Source organism: Kineosporia succinea (assembly GCF_030811555.1).
Taxonomy (GTDB): domain Bacteria; phylum Actinomycetota; class Actinomycetes; order Actinomycetales; family Kineosporiaceae; genus Kineosporia; species Kineosporia succinea.
Genome location: NZ_JAUSQZ010000001.1, coordinates 4,672,115 through 4,691,138, shown reverse-complemented (window position 1 = coordinate 4,691,138; position 19,024 = coordinate 4,672,115). Strand labels below are relative to the sequence as shown.

Genomic DNA, 19,024 nt, shown 5'->3' with positions numbered 1-19,024 from the left:
GACGCGTCGGCCTCCTGGTGCCGACGCGTCCCCCATGGGTCTGGCTGGCTTCTGGGGTCTAGAGCGCACCCTTGGTGCTCGGGATGCCGGTGACCCGGGGATCGGGCTCGACCGCGACGCGGAGCGCGCGGGCGACGGCCTTGAACTGCGCCTCGACGATGTGGTGCGGGTCGCGACCACCGAGGACCCGCACGTGCAGGCCGATCGAGGCGTGGTGCGCGAGCGTCTCGAGCACGTGGCGGGTGAGCGAGCCGAGGTAACGGTCGCCGATCTGCACGTACTGCTGGCCCTCGGGCTCACCGGTGTGCACGCAGTACGGACGGCCCGACACGTCGACCACGGCCTGCGCGAGCGCCTCGTCGAGCGGGACCAGCGCGTCACCGAAGCGGCGGATGCCGGCCTTGTCGCCCAGGGCGATCTTCAGCGCGTCGCCGATCGCGATCGCCGTGTCCTCCACCGTGTGGTGGGCGTCGATGTGCAGGTCGCCCTTGGTGTTCACGGTCAGGTCGATGAGCGAGTGCTTGGACAGGGCGTTCAGCATGTGGTCGTAGAAACCGACCCCGGTGCTGATGTCGGCCTTGCCGGTGCCGTCCAGGTCCAACTCGACGACGACGCTGGACTCACTGGTCGTCCGCTCGATCCGGGCGGTGCGGGACATGCGTGGGTCTCCTTGTTTCGTCAGGGGTCCTGCTCAGACAGCCACGGGCGCGTCGAGCAGCGAGTCGGCCAGGGCGTCGAGGAACTTCGTGTTCTCGGCCGGGGTGCCCGCGGTGACCCGGAGGAATCCGGCCAGTCCGACGTCCCGGATCAGCACCCCGCGCGAGAGCAGCGAGCGCCACACCGCCTTCTCGTCGTCGAAACCGCCGATCAGCACGAAGTTCGCGTCGCTCGGGGCGGGCTTGAGACCGAGCTCGGTGACCGAGGCCACGATGCGGTCGCGTTCGGACTTGATCGTCTCGACGGTGTCGAGGAGCACGTCGGAGTGCCAGAGCGCGGCCTGGGCGGCGGCCTGGGTGAGCGAGCTCAGGTGGTAGGGCAGGCGCACCAGGCGGATCGCGTCGGTGACCGCGGGGTGGGCGGCCATGTACCCGAGACGCACTCCGGCGAGCGCGAAGGCCTTGCTCATGGTGCGGCTGACGATGAGACGCTCGCGGCCGGGCAACAGGCTCAGGGCGCTGGGCGTGCCGGAGCGGGCGAACTCGTGGTACGCCTCGTCGACGATGAGGATGCCGTCGGTGGCGGCGTAGGCGGCCTCGACCAGGGCGAGGTCGAGCGCGGTGCCGGTCGGGTTGTTGGGCGAGCACAGGAACGTGACGTGCGGCCGGTGCACCCGGATCTGCTCGACGGTCTCGTCGATGTGCAGGTCGAACTGGTGGGGGTCGTCGGCCGCCTGGCCGTCGAGGCCGCGCCGGCCGTCGACCCAGGTGGCGCCGGTGCCGGTGCTGATGATCGGGTGCATCGAGTAGCTCGGGGTGAAGCCGAGCACCGTGCGGCCCGCGCCCGCGAACGCCTGGAGCAGCTGCTGGAGCACCTCGTTGGAGCCGTTCGCGGCCCACACCTGCTCGGCCTCGAGGTCGTGACCGAGGTAGTTGGCCAGATCCTCGCGCAGGCCGGTGAACTCGCGGTCGGGGTACCGGTTCAGATGGCGGGCCTGCTGGCGCACCGCATCGAGGATGGCCTGGACCACCTCGCCCGGGACGTCGTGACTGTTCTCGTTGGTGTTCAGCCGCACCGGGACCTCGAGCTGCGGCGCACCGTAGGGGGTGCGTCCGCGCAGGTCGTCACGCAGGGGCAGACGGGCGAGAACCTCGGCCCTGGACTCTTCGCTCACGGAGGGGAGTCTAACGACGACGGATGACACCGACGCGTGTCGGCTTCGTGTCGCGCTCGTCTCGGCCCGTTTGTGCCTGATGTTCCCTAGAGTGGCCTGGTCGCGCGGGGTGTCAGGTTTGGAGCAAGGTGAACGAGGGCAGGATCGCGGTTCTCGCCGCCGGGTGGGCCTTCCGGCGTCCCCAGCTGGCGGCCCGCTTCCAGCGGCTGACCGGTGGCGACCGCTCCGAGGCCTACCTGACGTCGCGGGTGCTCACCCTGCCGGAGGCCTCCGAGCTGGTCGAACTGGGCTGGACGCCCGCCGACCTGCACCGGCTGGTGCGGTACGAGCGTCCGCGCTGGCTGGTGCCCGATCCGGTCGCCGTCACCCGCGACAACCCCGATCCGGACGCCCCGGAACGCAGCTGGTACCCCTACGACGATCGGCCCGATCTCCCCCGCCGCCGCGACCTGGCCTTCGAGCACGTGGTGACGTGGGCCCGGCTGCGCCCCTCGGACCAGGCCTGGCTGGCCGGCATCACCTCGATCGAGGTGCGGTGGCTGGGGATGCCGCACGTGATGGAGACCGTCGAGCCCTACCTCACGTCGCCGCTGGACATCGACGCGGGAACGGTGCTGCTGCAGGGACGGCGTTACGTGCCCTACTCCCTGTTCGAGGCGGCGGTGACGGCGCGCGGTGGGCTCGACGGGCTGCGCGACGAGTGGATCGGCGAGGTGCTGAGCGGGCACTGGATCCACGAGGTGCCGGAATGGGAGACGGTGGGCTGGATCTCGCACCCGGCCCAGGCCCCGCTGCTGTTCTCCCCCGCGTCCGGGGGGCGTGACCCCTCGGAACGCTGGGCCCGCTGGCACCCGGTCGCCTCCCGGGCCGGCGCCGACGGCATCCACCCGGCCGACTGGTGGGCCGCCGGCTTCAGCGTCGAGGAGGCGTTGCGGGCGTTCGAGCGGGGACGCGTGCCCGAACGGTCACGCCTGGCGGCGATGGCCGTCGTGCGGGGCACGGCGCCGAGGGACTGAGACGCGGGCGACGGGTGCGCGTGCGGGGTCCGGGACCGGGCCTAGAGGCCGAGCGTCGTGACGCTGTAGTCCCAGAGCCGTTCGGCGGCCTGCGGATCCAGGGCGTGGGCCGAGACCCCGTGCCGGGCGCCGATCCGGCCGAGCGGAGCCTCGGCGCAGTCGTCGAAGTACGTCCCGGTGACGCCGGCGACGAGCGGTGAAGCGGCCAGCAGCACCGAGGTGGCGGCGCCCTCCTCGACGCTCTTCCAGCGCAGTTCCTCACCACCGGCCGCCGCCGCGGTGCGCAGGGCCTCCAGTTCCTCGTCGCTCACGTGGCGCTGCAGGTTGGTGCGGATGCCGCCCGGGTTCAGGGCGTTCACGGTGATCCCGTCGGCCGCCCAGCGCTTCGCGCCCTCCACGGCGAAGAGCACGTTGGCGGTCTTCGACTGGCCGTAGGCCGTCCACGGTTCGTAGGCACGGCGCTCGAAGTGGATGTCGTCGAAGTCGATGCCCGCCCGGTGGTGCGCGCTGCTGCTGACCGCGACGACGCGGGCCCCGTGCGCCGCGGCGAGGGCGTCGTGCAGCCGGACCGCGAGCGCGAAGTGGCCGAAATGGTTGGTGGCGAACTGCGATTCCCAGCCCTCGGCGGTGCGGGACAGGGGGCTGGCCATCACCCCGGCGTTGTTGACGAGGATGTGCAGCGGGCCCTGCCACCTCTCGGCCAAGGCCCGCACCGAGGCCTGGTCGGACAGGTCGAGGTGCTCGACAGCGGACCCCGGGATCGTGGCCGCGGTGCGCTCCCCCGCCTCGAGGTCGCGCACGGCGATGGTCACCTGGGCTCCGGCCCCCGCGAGGGCGCGGGCGGTCTCGACCCCGATACCGCTGGCGGCGCCGGTGACGATCGCGCGCTTCCCGGTGAGATCGGTTCCGGCGACGACCTGCGCGGCCGTGGAGTATTCGTCGAACGGGGTGGTGATGGGCATGTCGGTCGTTCCTTCCCGGCGTACGATTTTCTGGAGGAGCCTCCGGTTCTGAAGCTATGCGGAGGCACCTCCGTTTGCAAGCGGACGGGGGTGGCGGGCATTCCCGGGTGGTGAGGAACAATGAACCGTCATGAACCACGTGACGCAGGAGGAGGTGCCCGTATGACGGCACCGAACGACCGGCCCCTGCGCGCGGACGCCCGCCGCAACCGCGAGCGATTGCTGGTCTCGGCAGTGAAGGCGTTCAGCCGCGACGGCACCGAGGCCTCGCTCGAGGGCATCGCGAAAGACGCGGGCGTCGGGATCGGCACGCTGTACCGGCACTTCCCCACCCGCGACGAGCTGGTCGAGGCCGCCTACCGCAACGAGCTGGCCAAGCTCTGTGACTCCGCCGATGACCTGCTGCGGGCCGGGCCCACCGACGAGGCGCTGCGGCGCTGGATGGACCGCTTCGTCGACTACATGACCACCAAGCGCGAGATGGCCGACGCCCTGCACGCCGTCATCGCCTCGGGGCGCAATCCCTACGCGATGAGCCGCGACCGGCTGACGGCCGCGGTGAAGCTCCTGCTCGACGCCGGGGTCGAGGCGGGCACGCTGCGCGAGGGCGTGGATCCGCTCGACGTGCTCACGGCCGTCAGCGGGGTGGCCATGGCGACCGGGCAGCACGACCAGCGCGAACAGGCCGGGCGCATTCTCGATCTGCTGATCGGCGGGCTCAGGCGGTGAGAGCCGCCAGCTTCTTCACGGTGTTCCAGTTCCGCGTGGTCGCCGGCACCCCCTTGATCCTGCCGACGGCGATCGAGAGCCGGCTGTCCGCGAAACCGTTCGGCAGCCGCAGGAAGAGCTCGGTGCCGTGGGCGACGCACTCGTCCGGTGCGAAGGCGGCCGGATCGAGCTTCGCCAGCTGATCGGCCCCCAGCGGCGAGCGGAGGAAGACCACCGCGTGACGGGAGCCGTCCGCGTCCGCCGTCGGGAACGGGTTCGCCGCCACGACCGCCGCCAGCTCGGCCCCCGTGCGGGCCATGACCTCGGTGGTGAGCCCCGCGTCCTTCATCAACCGGGTCTCGAGCTCCTGCGCGACCTCGGCGGGCGGGCGCGACGTGGTCACGACCGCCTGCCCGCTCGCCATCAGGGTTTTCACGTCGGCGTGGCCGAGCCGCGTGAGCAGGTCACGCAGCTCGGCCATCGGCAGCTTGCGGGCGCCGCCGAGATTGACACCCCGCAGCAGGAGCGCGAGCTTGCTCATCGGACCGTCACTCGAACCGGGCCGTGACGGCCTCACCGTGCGCCGGGAGGTCTTCCGCGTTGGCCAGCGCGACCACGTGACCGGCGACCCCCTCGAGCGCGGCCCGGTCGTACGTCACCACGTGGATGCCCCTGAGGAACGACTGCACGCTGAGACCGCTGGAGAAGCAGGCACATCCACCGGTCGGCAGCACGTGGTTGGAGCCCGCGCAGTAGTCGCCCAGACTCACGGGCGAGTACGGGCCGACGAAGATCGCGCCCGCGTTCCGCACCCGGGAGGCGACCTCCGGTGCGTTCCTGGTCTGGATCTCCAGGTGCTCCGCCGCGTAGGCGTCGACGACCGCGAGACCCGCGTCCACGTCGTCCACCAGCACGATCGCCGACTGCGGACCGGACAGCGACGTGGTGACCCGCTCGGTGTGCCGGGTCGCCGCGACCCGGGCCGCGACCCGGACCTCGACCGCCGCCGCCAGCTCCTCGGAGTCGGTGACCAGCACCGCCGCCGCCAGCGGGTCGTGCTCGGCCTGGCTGATCAGGTCGCTCGCCACGTGATCGGCGTCGGCCGAGTCGTCGGCCAGCACCGCGATCTCGGTCGGGCCCGCCTCCGCGTCGATGCCGATGACCCCGCGCAGCAGACGCTTCGCCGCCGTCACCCAGATGTTGCCCGGGCCGGTGACCAGGTCGACCGGCTCGCAGATCCATGTGTTGTCAGCGTCTTTGGCGCCGTACGCGAACATGGCCACCGCCTGGGCGCCACCGATCGCGTACACCTCGTCGACCCCGAGCAGGGCGCAGGCGGCGAGGATCGCCGGGTGCGGCAGACCCTCGAAACCGGCCGGGTTGTCTTTCTGCGCCGGGCTGGTGACGGCGATGCCGCGCACACCCGCCTCCTGCGCCGGAACGACATTCATCACCACGCTGCTCGGGTAGACCGCGCGGCCACCCGGCACGTACAGGCCCACCCGGTCGACGGGGACCCAGCGCTCGGTGACCGTTCCGCCGGCCACGACCTGCGTGGTCGTGTCGGACCGGCGCTGCTCGGTGTGCACCAGGCGGGCGCGGCGGATGCTCTCCTCGAGCCCCGCGCGCACGGCCGGGTCGAGGGTGTCGAGCGCCTTCTGCAGCGCCGCGGCCGGGACCCGGACGGAATCCAGCGTCACGCCGTCGAACTTCTCGGTGAACTCGACCAGGGCCGGCACTCCCTCGGTGCGCACGCGCTCGCAGATCGGGCGCACGGTGTCGAGAGCATGCTCGACGTCGAGGTCGGCGCGGGGAACCACGGCGCGCAGATCACGGGACGTCAGGTGCTGGCCACGCAGGTCAAGTCGGCGGATCACGGCGGTGATTCTATGTCGCGATGCCGACAGTCTGTTCGTCCTGGCGCGGGAGGGGACGCAGAGCCTGCAAGTTTGACTAGTTTGGTCCCGTGGCGACCCGGCTTCCGCTCTTTCCGCTCAGCACCGTCCTGGTGCCGGGTCTCGTGCTGCCGCTGCACATCTTCGAGCAGCGCTACCGGATCCTGGTGCAGGCCCTGATGGATCTGCCCGAGGGCGCCCCCCGGCACTTCGGGGTGATCGCGACCCGGCCCGGCGGTGACCCGGAGACCCTCGACGGTCTCTACGGGGTCGGGTGCACCGCCCAGATCCGCGAGGTGACGCCCTACGACGACGGCCGTTTCGACCTGGTCACCGTCGGGAACCTGCGGTTCCGGCTGGAGGGTCTCGACGAGGAGGCGGGGGCGCCGTACCACACGGGTCTCGTCGACCTCCTCGAGGAAGACGACGGCCCCGGCGACCTGGACGCGGTGGCCGAGCTGGTCGGGCTGCGCTTCGCGGCCTACCGCGACCGGCTGCGGGTGGAGCAGTCCGGGGTGCCGACCGATCCGCGGGTGCTGTCGTACCTGGTCGCGGCGGCCGCGGTGCTCGAGCTGCCCGAACGGCAGAGCCTGCTCGAGGCACCGAGCACGCACGAGCGGCTCACCGCCGAACTGGCCCTGCTGAAGCGGGAGATCGGCCTGCTCGACGCGTTCAACTCGCTGCCCGCGGTGGAGCTGACGAAGGAACCGTTCACTCCCAACTAGGACCTGTCTCGGCAAGACCCCGGGGCCGCGGCCCCGGCGCTGCGCCCCGCGTCTATGCTCCGCGTCGTGGCGAAGAAGAAGGACGCGACGGCCGGCACCCCCGCGACCACGCTGCTCACCCGCGAGCGCGTGACGTTCACCGTGCACACCTACGAGGCCGAGGACCGCAGCCGGGCGTCCTCGTCCTCCGACCGGGTCGCCTTCGGCACCGAGGCCGCCTCCGCGCTGGGGGTGGACGAGGCGCGCGTCTTCAAGACGCTGGTCGCCGAGGTCGACGGGTCGATGTGGGTGGCGGTCGTGCCGGTCGGGGGTCTGCTCGACCTGAAGGCACTGGCCGCCGCCGCGGGTGGCAAGAAGGCGGTGATGGCCGATCCGGCCGCCGCCGAGCGCAGCAGCGGTTACGTGGTGGGCGGGATCAGCCCGCTCGGTCAGCGTAGGGCCCTGCCGACCGTGGTCGACGCCTCGGCGCTCGAGCACGCGACGGTGTATGTCAGTGGTGGGCGGCGCGGCCTCGACCTGGAGCTGGCCCCCGCCGACCTGGTGCGGCTCACACGAGCGCGGACCGCACCGATCGGGCGGGGTCCGGAGTAGTTCCCCGATCGTGACGGCCAGGTCGTCGATGTCCTCGAGGTGCCGCCCGCCCGCGGGTCAGTGACGGGCGGGGGCTTCCAGACGGCGGCTCGTCCACGGCAGGATCGCGCCGACCATGATCACGACCGCCGTGGTGGCGGGCCACACGAACGCCGAGCCGATCGCCCGCAGTGCCGGCGTGCCCACCTGGTTGCCGAGGCCCCAGGAGACGGCCGCGCCGATGGTCGAGGTGATCAGCACGACCAGCACCCGCCGCACCGGGGTGGCCCCCGGCCGCAGCAGGGTGAGGCCACCGACGGCCAGGCCGGTCAGCAGCCCCAGCCCGGCGAGGGTGCCGTCGACCGCGGCCGCGACCTCCTGCTCGTCGCCGAAGCCCTCGGTGACCGGGATGAGCAGGCGCCACGCGACGGCCATCACGACCCCCAGCATCAGCGGCCCGACCAGGGCAGCGGTCTCTCCCGCCAGGAGCTTCTTCGGGCGGGGACGCCGGCCTTCGGACGGCTCCGGCTGCCACGGCTGCCCGGAACGTTCGTCAATCATGCTCATCGTGACTCAAATCTAGGGCCCCGGCCTGTGGGCCGACGACTTTTGCCGACGACCCACGGACTGGAGGAGATCAGGCGGAGGCCAGGCAGCTCGGGCCGAGCAGCGCCTTGAGGTCACCGAACAGGGCCGGTGACGGAGTGACCCGCAGCCGGTCGTCGAGACGCATCGTGGTCTGGCGCCCCGGCTGCACCAGGCGCAGGTGCACCTCGCTCGAACCCGGGTGGTTGACCAGCACGTCTTTCAGCTTGCCGACCGTGGGAGGGGTGCAGCGGCTGACCGGCATCGACAGCACGACCGGGCCGTTGCTGCTGACCGTCAGGTCGGGGATGGTGAGTTCCTGCGCGTAGATCGTGGGCACGTCGTCACGCCGGTTCACCCGCCCCTTCACCACGACCACCAGGTCTTCGGCGAGCACGTGCAGCACCGTCTGGTAGGTCTGCGGGAAGAACAGCACCTCGATGGCACCACCCAGGTCTTCGACCGTCGCGATGGCCCACGGGTTGCCGTTCTTGGTGAGCTTGCGCTGCAGCGAGCTGATCATGCCCGCGATCACCACGGTGGCGCCGTCGGGACGGCCGTCGTCACCGGTGAGCTGCGAGACGGTGCAGTCGGAGGACTTGGCCAGGATGTGCTCGACGCCGAACAGCGGATGGTCGGAGACGTACAGCCCGAGCATCTCCCGCTCCGAGGCGAGCAGCACCGACTTCTCCCACTCGCCCTCGGGCACCGGCGGCACCATCGAGAGCTGGGGGGCGTCTTCGTCGTCCATGCCCATCAGCGCGCCGAACAGTGAGTCCTGCCCGTTGGCCTCCTGGCGCTTGTCGGACACCACGGCCTCGACCGCCTGCTCGTGCACCGCGACCAGGCCCTTGCGGGTGTGGCCCAGGGTGTCGAAAGCGCCGCCCTTGATCAGTGACTCGATGGTGCGCTTGTTGCAGACCACCAGCGGCACCTTGCGCAGGAAGTCCTCGAACGAGGTGAAGCGGCCCTTCTCCTCACGCGCGGCCACGATCGCCTCGACCACGTTCGCGCCGACGTTGCGGATGGCGGTGAGGCCGAACCGGATGTCGACGTCGACGGCGGTGAAGTTGGCGCTGGACTCGTTCACGTCGGGCGGCAGCACCTTGATGCCCAGGTGCCGGCACTCGTTCAGGTACAGCGCCGACTTGTCTTTGTCGTCGCGGACGCTGGTGAGCACGGCGGCCATGTACTCGGGCTGGTAGTTCGCCTTGAGGTACGCGGTCCAGTAGCTGACGACGCCGTACGCCGCCGAGTGCGCCTTGTTGAAGGCGTAGTCGGAGAACGGGACCAGGACGTCCCACAGGGTCTTGATCGCCTCGGGGCTGAACCCGTTGTCGAGCATGCCCTGCTCGAAGCCGACGTACTCGGCGTCGAGCACCTCGCGCTTCTTCTTACCCATGGCTCGCCGCAGCAGGTCGGCCTTGCCGAGCGAGTAGCCGCCCAGCTGCTGGGCGATGGCCATGACCTGCTCCTGGTACACGATCAGGCCGTAGGTGGTGCCGAGGATGGGTTCGAGGGCCTCGGCCAGCGAGTCGTGCGGGTAGCTGATCTCCTGCTGCTTGTTCTTGCGCAGCGCGTAGTTGGTGTGCGAGTTGGCGCCCATCGGGCCCGGGCGGTAGAGCGCGCCCACGGCCGAGATGTCCTCGAAGTTGTCGGGGCGCATGAGGCGCAGCAGCGAGCGCATCGGCCCGCCGTCGAACTGGAACACGCCCAGCGTGTCACCGCGCTGCAGCAGCTCGTAGGTCTTCGGGTCGGTGAGCTCCAGCGACTCCAGCTCCACCGGCTCCTTGCCGTTGAGCACGATGTTCTGGAGCGCGTCGTCGAGAATCGTCAGGTTGCGCAGACCCAGGAAGTCCATCTTGACCAGACCCAGGTTCTCGCAGGTCGGGTAGTCGAACTGGGTGATGATCGCGCCGTCCTGCTCGCGGCGCATGATCGGCACGTGGTCGATCAGCGGCTCGCTGGACATGATGACGCCGGCCGCGTGCACACCCCACTGACGCTTCAGCCCCTCCAGGCCCCGGGCCGTCTCCACGACCTTGGACACGTCGGCGTCGGTCGCGTGGAGCTGCCGGAACTCCTCGGCCTCCTTGTAGCGCGGGTGCTTGGGGTCGAAGATCCCGTAGAGCGGGATGTCCTTGCCCATCACGGCCGGGGGCATCGCCTTGGTCATGCGCTCGCCCAGCGAGAACGGGTAACCCAGCACCCGGCCGGCGTCTTTCAGGGCCTGCTTGGCCTTGATCGTGCCGTAGGTGACGATCTGGGCCACGCGGTCTTCGCCGTACTTGTCGGTGACGTAGCGGATCACCTCACCGCGCCGGCGCTCGTCGAAGTCGACGTCGAAGTCGGGCATCGACATACGCTCGGGGTTGAGGAACCGCTCGAAGATCAGGCCGTGCTGCAGCGGGTCGAGGTCGGTGATCTTCATGGCGTAGGCGGCCATCGAGCCGGCACCCGAACCACGGCCCGGGCCCACCCGGATGCCGTTGTTCTTGGACCAGTTGATGAAGTCGGCCACCACGAGGAAGTACCCGGCGTAGCCCTTGCTGGTGACGACCTCGCACTCGTAGTTGGCCTGCTTCTGCACGTCGTCGGGGATGCCCTTGGGGTAGCGGTGCATCAGGCCCGTCTGGACCTCCTTGATGAACCACGACTGCTCGTCCTCACCCTCGGGCACCGGGTAGCGCGGCATCAGCGAGCCGACCGACTCGGTGAACGAGATCTCGCAGCGCTCGGCGATCTCGAGGGTGTTGTCGCACGCCTCGGGCAGTTCGCGCCACAGGTCACGCATCTCGGCCGGGGACTTGAGGTAGAACTCGTCGGCGTCGAACTTGAACCGCTTGGGGTCGGCCAGCGTGGAGCCCGACTGCACGCACAGCAGCACCGAGTGGGCCTTCGCGTCTTCGGGTTTGGTGTAGTGCAGGTCGTTGGTGGCGACCAGCGGGAGCTTCAGCTCGCGGGCCAGCTTCACCAGGTCCTGCTGGATGCGGCGCTCGATGCCGAGCCCGTGGTCCATGATCTCGCAGTAGAAGTTGCCCGCGCCGAACAGGTCGCGGTACTCGGCGGCGACCTCCACGGCCTCCTTGTACTGCCCCAGCCGCAGCCGGGTCTGCACCGCGCCGGAGGGGCAGCCGGTGGTCGCGATCAGGCCCTCGTGGTACTTCTCGAGGATCTCGCGGTCCATCCGGGGCTTGTAGAACATGCCCTCCATGGACGCCAGCGAGGCGAGCCGGAACAGGTTGTGCATGCCGGTGTTGTTCTCGGACCACAGCGTCATGTGGGTGTAGGCGCCCGTACCCGAGACGTCGTCACCACCGCCGTCGCCCCAGCGCACGCGGGTGCGGTCGGAACGGTGGGTGCCCGGGGTCACGTAGGCCTCGACCCCGACGATCGGCTTCACGCCGTGCTTCTTGGCCTTCTTCCAGAACTCGTACGCACCGAAGACGAACCCGTGGTCGGTGGTGGCGACCGCGGGCATGCCCATGCGGGCGGCCTCGGAGAAGAGGTCGTCGATCTTCGCCGCACCGTCGAGCATCGAGTACTCGGTGTGGTTGTGCAGATGCACGAACGAGTCGGACGGGCCGGGCACGGACGCCTCCAAGCGGTCAGCGACATGCCTTGGATCACGGGCACGCCGGCAGGTCGGGGACCAGGACGGGCACCAGCACAGCGACCGGGGGAAGAGGCACCGGCGGCCCGGCGCGGGCCGGGGAGCCGATGAGGTCTGGTGCGGGTGGATCGCCAGCCAGTCTAGGTCCCGCCACCGACAGAATCAGCGAGGCCCCGAGGCTGCCCGGTCGGCCCGGCGTGTCACCCGGGCCTCCCCCCAACAGCCGAGAGCCAAAGGCGACAATGGTGGACGACGTGCGCACGTCGTCCACCATCGTCGCCCTGGGATCGTGGTCAGCTCGCGTCGCTCAGGCGCTCCAGGGCGACGGCCAGATCGTCGGGGTACTCGCTGGAGAACTCCACCCACTCCCCCGTGCCCGGGTGGTCGAAGCCCAGCCGCACGGCGTGCAGCCACTGCCGGCTCAGCCCCAGCCGGGCCGAGAGCGTGGGGTCGGAGCCGTACATCGGGTCGCCCACGCAGGGATGGCGCAGCGTGGAGAAGTGCACGCGGATCTGGTGCGTGCGCCCGGTCTCCAGATGCACCTCCACCAGCGAGGCCGCGCGGAACGCCTCGAGCGTCTCGTAGTGGGTGACGCTGTCCTTGCCGCCGGAGATCACCGCGAACTTGTACTCGTGCGAGGGGTGCCGGCCGATCGGCGCGTCGATCGTGCCGCGCAGCGGATCGGGATGGCCCTGCACGATCGCGTGGTAGGTCTTCTCCACCGTGCGCTCACGGAAGGCCTGCTTCAGCATCGAGTACGCGTACTCGCTCTTGGCCACGACCATCAGGCCACTGGTGCCCGCGTCGAGCCGGTGCACGACACCCTGACGCTCGGCCGAACCGGACGTCGCGATCGAGTAGCCCGCGGCCGCCAGCCCCTGAGTCACCGTCAGGCCCGCCCACCCCGGACTCGGATGCGCCGCGACCCCGGCCGGCTTGTCGATGACGACCAGGGAGTCGTCGTCGTGAACGATGCGCAGGCCCGGCACCGGCTCCGGCGGCGGCAGCTCGGCGGGCTCGGCCCCCGGCATCGTGATCTCCAGCCAGGCACCCGCCCGCAGACGCTCGGACTTGCCCGCGGGCGAGCCGTCGAGCAGCACGGCCCCGTCGGTGGCGAGATCGGCGACGGTGCTGCGGGACAGGCCGAACAGCCGCGACAGGCCGGCGTCGAGCCGTTCGCCCGCCAGACCGTCGGGCACCGGCATCGAACGCACCTCAGGCATCGGGCTTCTTGTCCTCGGGGTCGTTCGTGCCGTCGTTCTTGTCGTTCTTGCCGTCGCTGACCTTCTGGCCGTCGGTGCCGATGCCCATCACGGACAGGACCGCGATCAGCACCGCCGCGCAGGTGATCGAGCAGTCGGCCAGGTTGAAGATCGGCCAGTTCGGCAGCTCGAGGAAGTCGACGACGTGCCCGCGGAACACCCCCGGCGAGCGGAACACCCGGTCGGTCAGGTTGCCCACCGCGCCGCCCAGCAGCAGGCCGAGCGCGACCGCCCAGCCCCAGTGCCCCAGCGTGCGCGAGATCCGGATGATGAAGACCGCCACCGCGATCGCGACCACCGAGAAGATCCAGGTGGCCCCGGTCGCCATCGAGAACGCGGCCCCGGGGTTGCGGATCAGGTAGAAGCCGAACAGGTCGCCGACCACGTCGACCCGGCCGCGGCCGGTGAGCTCTTCCACCGCCAGGTACTTGGTCAGCTGGTCCAGCCCGAGCACGACCAGGGCGATCAGCGGGACGGCGGCGGCGTAGGCGCGGCGGCGGGTCGGGGCCACGGAAGGCACCGGCCCGGCCGGATCGACCGCTTCGGCGGGATCCGGCGTGGTGGTGGGCGGGGTCGGCTCAGTCATCGTGCTCATAGGGTGCCATGCCCACACCCGCGGTCGGCACCGGTGCTCCCGGCGCGGGGCACCCCACCGGATTCACCGCCGTTCCTGCCTCTGCTTGCACGCCACGCAGGAGGCCGCCCGCGGGAACGCCTCCAGCCGCGGCAGCGCGATCGGCTGCCCGCACCCCTCACAGACCCCGTAGGTGCCCGCGTCGATCCGGTCGATCGCCTCACGCGTGGCCCGCACCGCCTCGTTCACCCGTTCCAGCAGCGCCTGCTCGTGCTCACGCCCGAAGGTCTTGCCGCTGGAGTCGGCCGGGTCGTCGCCCGAGCCGGTCTGGCTGTCGCGGATCACCTCTTCCAGCCCGGCCAGCACCACGGCCTGCTCGGCCTGCAGGGTGCTCAGCTCGGCGACGAGCTCCTGGCGGATCCCCTCGAACTCACTGACGGTCTTGCGCTGCGCCCGTGGCACGTCGGCAACCTCCAGTCGGCTCCGGCTCGATCACGATGCCCGCCCGGTTGCTCGTGTGCCCGTGCACACGACCGAACGGGACGCCCGAGCCACGGCGCGAGCAAACGCGAGCGGCGCCGGGCATGCGTGTGACAACGCATGAACCGGCACCGCTCGCGGGTGGCACGCTTCCCCGTCACCAGGACGGGGGCGCGCCGGATGCGGCTCTGGCGGATTCAGACAAGTCTGAACCCGCCGGGCCGTACTGGCTAGCCGTGTATCAGCTCTGTCCGCCGAAGGGGTACTGCGCCGGAGCGTCGGCACCCGCGTCGGAGTAGCCACCACGGGTCGGGAGCGGTGCGCCGTAGGGCGCGGCACCCACACCGGCGGGCTGGGACTGAGGCTGCTGCGGCCCACGGGTGGGCACGACGGCGGCCTTCGACTCCAGCTCGCGGAGCTGACCCTCGAGGTAGGACTTGAGCCGGCTGCGGTATTCGCGCTCGAAGGCCCGCAGCTCGTCGATCTTGCGCTCGAGCAGCGAACGCTCCTGCTCCAGCGAACCGAGGGTCTGGCGCTGCTTCTCCTCGGCCTCACGGATCAGGCGGTTGGAGTGCTCGCGGGCCTCGCCGACGATGCGGTCACGGGTCTGCTCACCGTTGCGCACGTACTCGTCGTGCAGCTTCTGGGCCAGAGCCAGCATGCCGGCGGCGGCCTCGGGGCCCTGGCCCTGGGTCTCCATCACGGCGGGCACCCGGACCGGCTCCGGCGCGACCGCGGCCACGGGCTGCGGCGCCGGCTGCGGAATCGGCATCGGGGCGGGAGCGGGCTCCGGGGCGGACTCGCGGGCCACATTGGCGCGAGACAGCTCTCCGACGCGGCGCTCGCAGGAGCTCAGCTTGCCGCGGAGCTCCTCGTTCTCCTCACCGAGTCGACGGAGCTCGTTGACGACCTCGTCCAGGAAGTCGTCGACCTCGTCCTGGTCGTAGCCTTCGCGGAACTTGGTCGCCTGGAAGCGCTTATTAACAACGTCTTCGGGCGTCAACGCCATCTGGTCACCTCGCGTTGGTCACTCAATCGGAAGTGCGGAGCCGCTGCTACGCCACCGTACCGGAAGCTGACGCTACACAAGGGCAGCGCAGAAGGCCACTTCCGGAGCAACGGACGGTCATGTGTCACGCACACTCTGTCACCTTAAGTTGCTACGTACGCCTCTTGAGACTACGGCCGCAGCACCGACATCAGGATGCTCACTATGAGGAACAACACGATGAAGGCCAGGTCGAGCTGAATCGCCCCGATGCGCAGCGGCGGCAGGAGCCGGCGCAGGGCCTTCAGAGGCGGATCGGTGCCGGAGTAGATGCCCTCCGCGATCACCAGCACCGCACCCCGGGGGCGCCAGTCGCGGGCGAACACCTGGATCCAGTCGATCACCAGCCGGCCGATCAGGATGATGAAGAACAGGAAGACGACGTAATAGAGCAGGTACCTGATCACGTCCACGACGGTTGCGACTCCGCTTGCACTCAGATTCGGACCGGGAGGCCTGCGGACCTGCCGGATGTACTGCCGGAGGGGTCAAGCCTGCCCGAGGGGGACGGGCTGCGTCGAACGATGTTCACCGTAGCGAACCGGACATGGCCAAGCGGCGCCCGAATCGCCTAGGATCACTCTGGTTTCCCACGGGACCGGCCGAACCGGCCGGATCCTCGGGACGTCAGTCGTCCTTCGCATCAGCCGGTACAACGTGCCGGCCCGCCGTCCGGTGCCCACCCTCGCCCGTCCGGCGGCATCCGGCTCACCGGCCGGCTCGAACTGCCCTTCCGGGCAGCGCTCAGCGCTGCACCGGCGCACAGTGCTGCCCGGGGTCCGGGAGCAGACATGCGAAAGTCATCCGCCCGCACGAGGTGCGACGGGAGTGCAGATCAGCCCGCGAGGCGCGGTGCGCGCCCCGCGAGCCTCAGGACTGGTTGAAGAAGGCCGCGCGCTCGGGCGCCCGGGTCTTCTCCGGGGTCGCCACCTCGACGTTGGCCGGCGAGAGCAGGAAGACCTTGCCCGTCACCTTCTCGATCGACCCGTGCAGACCGAAGACCAGACCGGCGGAGAAGTCGACGAGACGCTTGGCGTCGGCGTCGTCCATGTCCGTCAGGTTCATGATCACCGGCGTACCCGAGCGGAAGCTCTCGCCGATGGTCTTGGCCTCGTTGTAGGTCCGGGGATGGATCGTCGTGATCCGGTGGATCTCGGCCGACGGGTGGGCGACCACCCGGGCCATCTGACCCGAACCCTGCGCGCGCCCGATCGCGGTGACCGGCGCCCGGCGGGGCTCTTCTCGTTCTTCTTCGTCATCCACGACCGGATCGAAGTCCTCGTCCTCGTACTCGTCGTACGCCGAGTAGCGGTCGTCGTCCTCGGCAAGGCCCAGGTACACCATGGTCTTGCGCAGTGCGCCGCTCATCGAAACCTCCGCATGTTCGCTCACCCTGCGACGAAGCTACCTGAGCGGCGGCCTCTGACCGAGGACCGCGCTGCCGACACGCAGGTGAGTCGCTCCGTGACGCAGCGCTTGCACAAAATCGCTGGTCATGCCACCCGAGATGCCGGTTGCCTCCGGATGTTGCTGGATTAGATGCGCGGAGGCACCCAAAAGATCGGAAAAGGCGCGATTTGGGTCCCACGTCACAGGCGGGACGGCCATCAGGCCCGCCAGCTGCAGGGACTCCGCCGAGGCAATCGCGTCGGCCAGCGCCGGGATGTCCTTGACGGGCGCTCCCCCGCGTGTCGGATCACCGTCCAGGCTGATCTGGAGGAAGCAGCGCAGCGTGCGCCCGGCCTCGGTGGCGCCCCGCGACAGGCCGGGAACGAGACTCGCCCGGTCGAGAGAGTGCACGGTGTGCGCGTACCGGGCCACGGCCCGGGCCTTGTTGCTCTGCAACCGGCCGATGAAGTGCCAGGTCAGATCCAGGTCGGAAGACTCCTCGACCTTGGCCGAGGCCTCCTGGTCGCGGCTCTCGCCGACGTCCCGGACGCCGAGCCCGGCCAGTGCCCGGATGTCACTGGCCGGGTAGGTCTTGGTGACGACGACGAGCGTGACCTCGGCCGGGTCGCGCCCGGCGTCCTCGCACGTCGTCGTCACCTGGGACCGGACCTTCTCCAGTCCGGTGGCCAGTTCCTGCTGCCGTTCCACCACGCCTCCTTGCCCGTAAGGGAGAGGGACGCTACTTGAGGAAGTCGGGGACGTCGAGGTCGTCGTCGTCCAGAACGATCGGACGCGGGGTGCGCGGACGCGGGTCCGTCACCTCGATGACCCGTGGCGGGGTCGGCGTCGGGTCCTTCGGGGCCTCGTACTGCGTGGCCTGCTCACCGGTCGGAGCCTCGGGCTCCGGCTCCGGCGGGTTCAGCGGCGTCGGCTGGGCGTAGCCGTGGTTGCCCGACGGGGCGTAACCGTTGCTGGTCAGCGGGCTGCCGGAGTGCGCGGGCACGGCCTGCTGCTGCGGCACCGGCGGGAGCTGACCGGTCGGGTGCTGACCGTGCAGACCCGGCTGCTGCTGGTACTGGCTCTGCGCGTACTGGTTCTGCGCCGGGGTGGGCAGCGTCGTCGGCGGCTGGGAGTGCGCGGGCCGCTGCGGTGGTTGCTGCGGCTGCTGGGCCTGGCCGGACGACGGTAACTGCTGCCGCCCGCTCACCTGGCCGAGCGCGTTCTCGTCGCGACGCTTCACCGGGGTGCCGCCGTCGAAACCGGCCGCGATCACGGTGACCCGCACCTCGTCGCCGAGGGCGTCGTCGATGACCGCACCGAAGATGATGTTGGCCTCCGGGTGGGCGGCCTCCTGCACCAGCCGGGCGGCCTCGTTGATCTCGAAGAGGCCCAGGTCGGAACCACCCTGGATGGAGAGCAGCACGCCGTGCGCGCCGTCCACGCTGGCCTCGAGCAGGGGCGAGGAGATCGCGGTCTCGGCGGCCTGGATCGCGCGGTCCTCGCCGCGGGCCGACCCGATCCCCATGAGCGCGCTGCCCGCCCCCTGCATCACGGACTTCACGTCCGCGAAGTCGAGGTTGATCAGGCCCGGGGTGGTGATCAGGTCGGTGATGCCCTGCACACCGGAGAGCAGGACCTGGTCGGCCGACCGGAAGGCGTCGAGCACGCTGACGTGGCGATCGCTGATCGACAGCAGCCGGTCGTTCGGGATGGTGATGAGGGTGTCGACCTCCTCGCGGAGGGAGGTGATGCCCGAGTCGGCCTGGGTGGAACGGCGCCGGCCCTCGAAGGTGAAGGGGCGCGTCACCACACCGATGGTCAGGGCACCGAGCGAACGGGCGATCCGGGCGACCACGGGCGCGCCACCGGTACCGGTGCCACCACCCTCGCCGGCGGTCACGAAGACCATGTCGGCGCCCTTGATCACTTCTTCGATCTCTTCGGCGTGGTCCTCGGCGGCCTTGCGGCCGACCTCGGGATCGGCGCCGGCGCCCAGGCCGCGCGTGAGCTCACGGCCGACGTCAAGCTTGACGTCGGCGTCGCTCATCAGCAGCGCCTGTGCATCCGTGTTGATCGCGATGAACTCGACGCCCTTGAGTCCCACCTCGATCATCCGGTTGACTGCGTTGACGCCGCCGCCACCGATACCTACAACCTTGATGACCGCGAGGTAGTTCTGCGGAGCTGCCACGTCGGGATGCCTCTCGCTCGCCGGATCCTTAGACCCTAACCCTCAACTGGAGGGTTATAGTTATGTCAGCCTGTACTGATAAGCGAACGTAGGTGCCCACCCGGGGCCTTTCAACGACCTCGCCGGTGTGTCGCCCGGGTGAGTAAGACCATGAGCGCCGAACGCGCCGGTCACC

At 70.2% G+C, this 19,024-nt stretch carries 19 protein-coding genes; 4 read left to right on the top strand and 15 right to left on the bottom strand.

Going from position 1 to position 19,024, the window contains the following annotated elements:
* Positions 1 to 58: 58 nt before the first annotated feature.
* Positions 59 to 658 carry an imidazoleglycerol-phosphate dehydratase HisB gene (gene hisB, locus J2S57_RS20385; RefSeq protein ID WP_307245385.1) on the bottom strand — a complete coding sequence of 200 codons (600 nt, stop codon included), beginning with the start codon at positions 656 to 658 and terminating at the stop codon, positions 59 to 61.
* Between the two features lie 33 nt (positions 659 to 691).
* Positions 692 to 1,831 (bottom strand): histidinol-phosphate transaminase, encoded by a 1,140-nt coding sequence (locus J2S57_RS20380; RefSeq protein WP_307245383.1) that lies wholly within the window; start codon positions 1,829 to 1,831, stop codon positions 692 to 694.
* A gap of 128 nt (positions 1,832 to 1,959) precedes the next feature.
* On the opposite strand from J2S57_RS20380, the gene J2S57_RS20375 reads away from it, so the two are divergent.
* Positions 1,960 to 2,847, top strand: a complete 888-nt coding sequence (locus J2S57_RS20375; RefSeq protein ID WP_307245382.1) for a hypothetical protein — start codon at positions 1,960 to 1,962, stop codon at positions 2,845 to 2,847.
* Positions 2,848 to 2,888: 41 nt separating this feature from the next.
* Here the strand turns inward: J2S57_RS20375 and J2S57_RS20370 are convergent, their stop codons facing one another.
* Positions 2,889 to 3,809, bottom strand: a complete 921-nt coding sequence (locus J2S57_RS20370; protein WP_307245380.1) for an SDR family NAD(P)-dependent oxidoreductase — start codon at positions 3,807 to 3,809, stop codon at positions 2,889 to 2,891.
* 162 nt (positions 3,810 to 3,971) lie between these two features.
* Between J2S57_RS20370 and J2S57_RS20365 the strand changes: the two genes are divergently transcribed.
* Positions 3,972 to 4,538: a TetR/AcrR family transcriptional regulator gene (locus tag J2S57_RS20365; RefSeq protein WP_307245378.1), complete on the top strand. Its 567-nt coding sequence runs from the start codon at positions 3,972 to 3,974 to the stop codon at positions 4,536 to 4,538.
* Here the strand turns inward: J2S57_RS20365 and J2S57_RS20360 are convergent.
* Together J2S57_RS20360 and hisD are read right to left on the bottom strand one after the other, a co-directional pair.
* Complete coding sequence (locus tag J2S57_RS20360; protein ID WP_307245376.1) at positions 4,528 to 5,058, bottom strand: DUF1697 domain-containing protein; 531 nt, start codon at positions 5,056 to 5,058, stop codon at positions 4,528 to 4,530. The two genes, J2S57_RS20365 and J2S57_RS20360, sit on opposite strands and share 11 nt — an antisense overlap.
* A 7-nt stretch (positions 5,059 to 5,065) precedes the next feature.
* On the bottom strand, positions 5,066 to 6,394 hold the full coding sequence (gene hisD / locus J2S57_RS20355; protein ID WP_307245374.1) for a histidinol dehydrogenase: 1,329 nt from the start codon (positions 6,392 to 6,394) through the stop codon (positions 5,066 to 5,068).
* Between the two features lie 89 nt (positions 6,395 to 6,483).
* Here hisD and J2S57_RS20350 point away from each other — a divergent pair, with 89 nt between their 5' ends.
* Both J2S57_RS20350 and ybaK read left to right on the top strand, forming a co-directional pair.
* The gene (locus J2S57_RS20350; protein WP_307245372.1) at positions 6,484 to 7,137 is read left to right on the top strand and encodes an LON peptidase substrate-binding domain-containing protein; all 654 of its coding nucleotides are present in this window, start codon (positions 6,484 to 6,486) and stop codon (positions 7,135 to 7,137) included.
* Between the two features lie 66 nt (positions 7,138 to 7,203).
* A complete protein-coding gene (ybaK, locus tag J2S57_RS20345) occupies positions 7,204 to 7,728 on the top strand; it encodes a Cys-tRNA(Pro) deacylase (protein WP_307245369.1) in 525 nt (174 codons plus the stop codon).
* A gap of 57 nt (positions 7,729 to 7,785) precedes the next feature.
* Here ybaK and J2S57_RS20340 read toward each other — a convergent pair whose 3' ends face one another.
* The 10 genes from J2S57_RS20340 to ftsZ all read right to left on the bottom strand — a co-directional run bounded on the left by J2S57_RS20340 (position 7,786) and on the right by ftsZ (position 18,849).
* A complete protein-coding gene (locus J2S57_RS20340; RefSeq protein ID WP_307245367.1) occupies positions 7,786 to 8,268 on the bottom strand; it encodes a hypothetical protein in 483 nt (160 codons plus the stop codon).
* Between the two features lie 76 nt (positions 8,269 to 8,344).
* Positions 8,345 to 11,884: a DNA polymerase III subunit alpha gene (gene dnaE, locus J2S57_RS20335; RefSeq protein ID WP_307245365.1), complete on the bottom strand. Its 3,540-nt coding sequence runs from the start codon at positions 11,882 to 11,884 to the stop codon at positions 8,345 to 8,347.
* Between the two features lie 314 nt (positions 11,885 to 12,198).
* The gene (locus J2S57_RS20330) at positions 12,199 to 13,128 is read right to left on the bottom strand and encodes an RluA family pseudouridine synthase (RefSeq protein ID WP_307245363.1); all 930 of its coding nucleotides are present in this window, start codon (positions 13,126 to 13,128) and stop codon (positions 12,199 to 12,201) included.
* Positions 13,121 to 13,753: a signal peptidase II gene (gene lspA, locus J2S57_RS20325; protein ID WP_307245362.1), complete on the bottom strand. Its 633-nt coding sequence runs from the start codon at positions 13,751 to 13,753 to the stop codon at positions 13,121 to 13,123. The genes J2S57_RS20330 and lspA overlap by 8 nt, the downstream gene beginning before the upstream one ends.
* A gap of 72 nt (positions 13,754 to 13,825) precedes the next feature.
* Positions 13,826 to 14,203, bottom strand: a complete 378-nt coding sequence (locus J2S57_RS20320; RefSeq protein WP_307245359.1) for a TraR/DksA family transcriptional regulator — start codon at positions 14,201 to 14,203, stop codon at positions 13,826 to 13,828.
* 259 nt (positions 14,204 to 14,462) lie between these two features.
* A complete protein-coding gene (locus J2S57_RS20315; RefSeq protein WP_307245357.1) occupies positions 14,463 to 15,230 on the bottom strand; it encodes a DivIVA domain-containing protein in 768 nt (255 codons plus the stop codon).
* A 170-nt stretch (positions 15,231 to 15,400) separates the two neighbouring features.
* Positions 15,401 to 15,682 (bottom strand): YggT family protein, encoded by a 282-nt coding sequence (locus J2S57_RS20310; protein ID WP_307245355.1) that lies wholly within the window; start codon positions 15,680 to 15,682, stop codon positions 15,401 to 15,403.
* A 457-nt stretch (positions 15,683 to 16,139) separates the two neighbouring features.
* On the bottom strand, positions 16,140 to 16,637 hold the full coding sequence (locus tag J2S57_RS20305; protein ID WP_307245353.1) for a cell division protein SepF: 498 nt from the start codon (positions 16,635 to 16,637) through the stop codon (positions 16,140 to 16,142).
* A gap of 36 nt (positions 16,638 to 16,673) precedes the next feature.
* Positions 16,674 to 17,366, bottom strand: a complete 693-nt coding sequence (locus tag J2S57_RS20300) for a YggS family pyridoxal phosphate-dependent enzyme (RefSeq protein ID WP_307245351.1) — start codon at positions 17,364 to 17,366, stop codon at positions 16,674 to 16,676.
* Positions 17,367 to 17,397: 31 nt separating this feature from the next.
* Positions 17,398 to 18,849 (bottom strand): cell division protein FtsZ, encoded by a 1,452-nt coding sequence (gene ftsZ, locus J2S57_RS20295; RefSeq protein WP_307245349.1) that lies wholly within the window; start codon positions 18,847 to 18,849, stop codon positions 17,398 to 17,400.
* Positions 18,850 to 19,024: the final 175 nt, after the last annotated feature.

What these genes read in the sequence shown, in the direction of transcription:
- lspA (WP_307245362.1), bottom strand. Translation starts at nt 13,753, where the DNA reads ATGACTGAGCCGACCCCGCCCACCACCACGCCGGATCCCGCCGAAGCG.
- hisB (WP_307245385.1), bottom strand. Translation starts at nt 658, where the DNA reads ATGTCCCGCACCGCCCGGATCGAGCGGACGACCAGTGAGTCCAGCGTC.
- J2S57_RS20365 (WP_307245378.1), top strand. Translation starts at nt 3,972, where the DNA reads ATGACGGCACCGAACGACCGGCCCCTGCGCGCGGACGCCCGCCGCAAC.
- J2S57_RS20370 (WP_307245380.1), bottom strand. Translation starts at nt 3,809, where the DNA reads ATGCCCATCACCACCCCGTTCGACGAATACTCCACGGCCGCGCAGGTC.
- J2S57_RS20315 (WP_307245357.1), bottom strand. Translation starts at nt 15,230, where the DNA reads ATGGCGTTGACGCCCGAAGACGTTGTTAATAAGCGCTTCCAGGCGACC.
- J2S57_RS20305 (WP_307245353.1), bottom strand. Translation starts at nt 16,637, where the DNA reads ATGAGCGGCGCACTGCGCAAGACCATGGTGTACCTGGGCCTTGCCGAG.
- J2S57_RS20360 (WP_307245376.1), bottom strand. Translation starts at nt 5,058, where the DNA reads ATGAGCAAGCTCGCGCTCCTGCTGCGGGGTGTCAATCTCGGCGGCGCC.
- J2S57_RS20330 (WP_307245363.1), bottom strand. Translation starts at nt 13,128, where the DNA reads ATGCCTGAGGTGCGTTCGATGCCGGTGCCCGACGGTCTGGCGGGCGAA.
- J2S57_RS20340 (WP_307245367.1), bottom strand. Translation starts at nt 8,268, where the DNA reads ATGATTGACGAACGTTCCGGGCAGCCGTGGCAGCCGGAGCCGTCCGAA.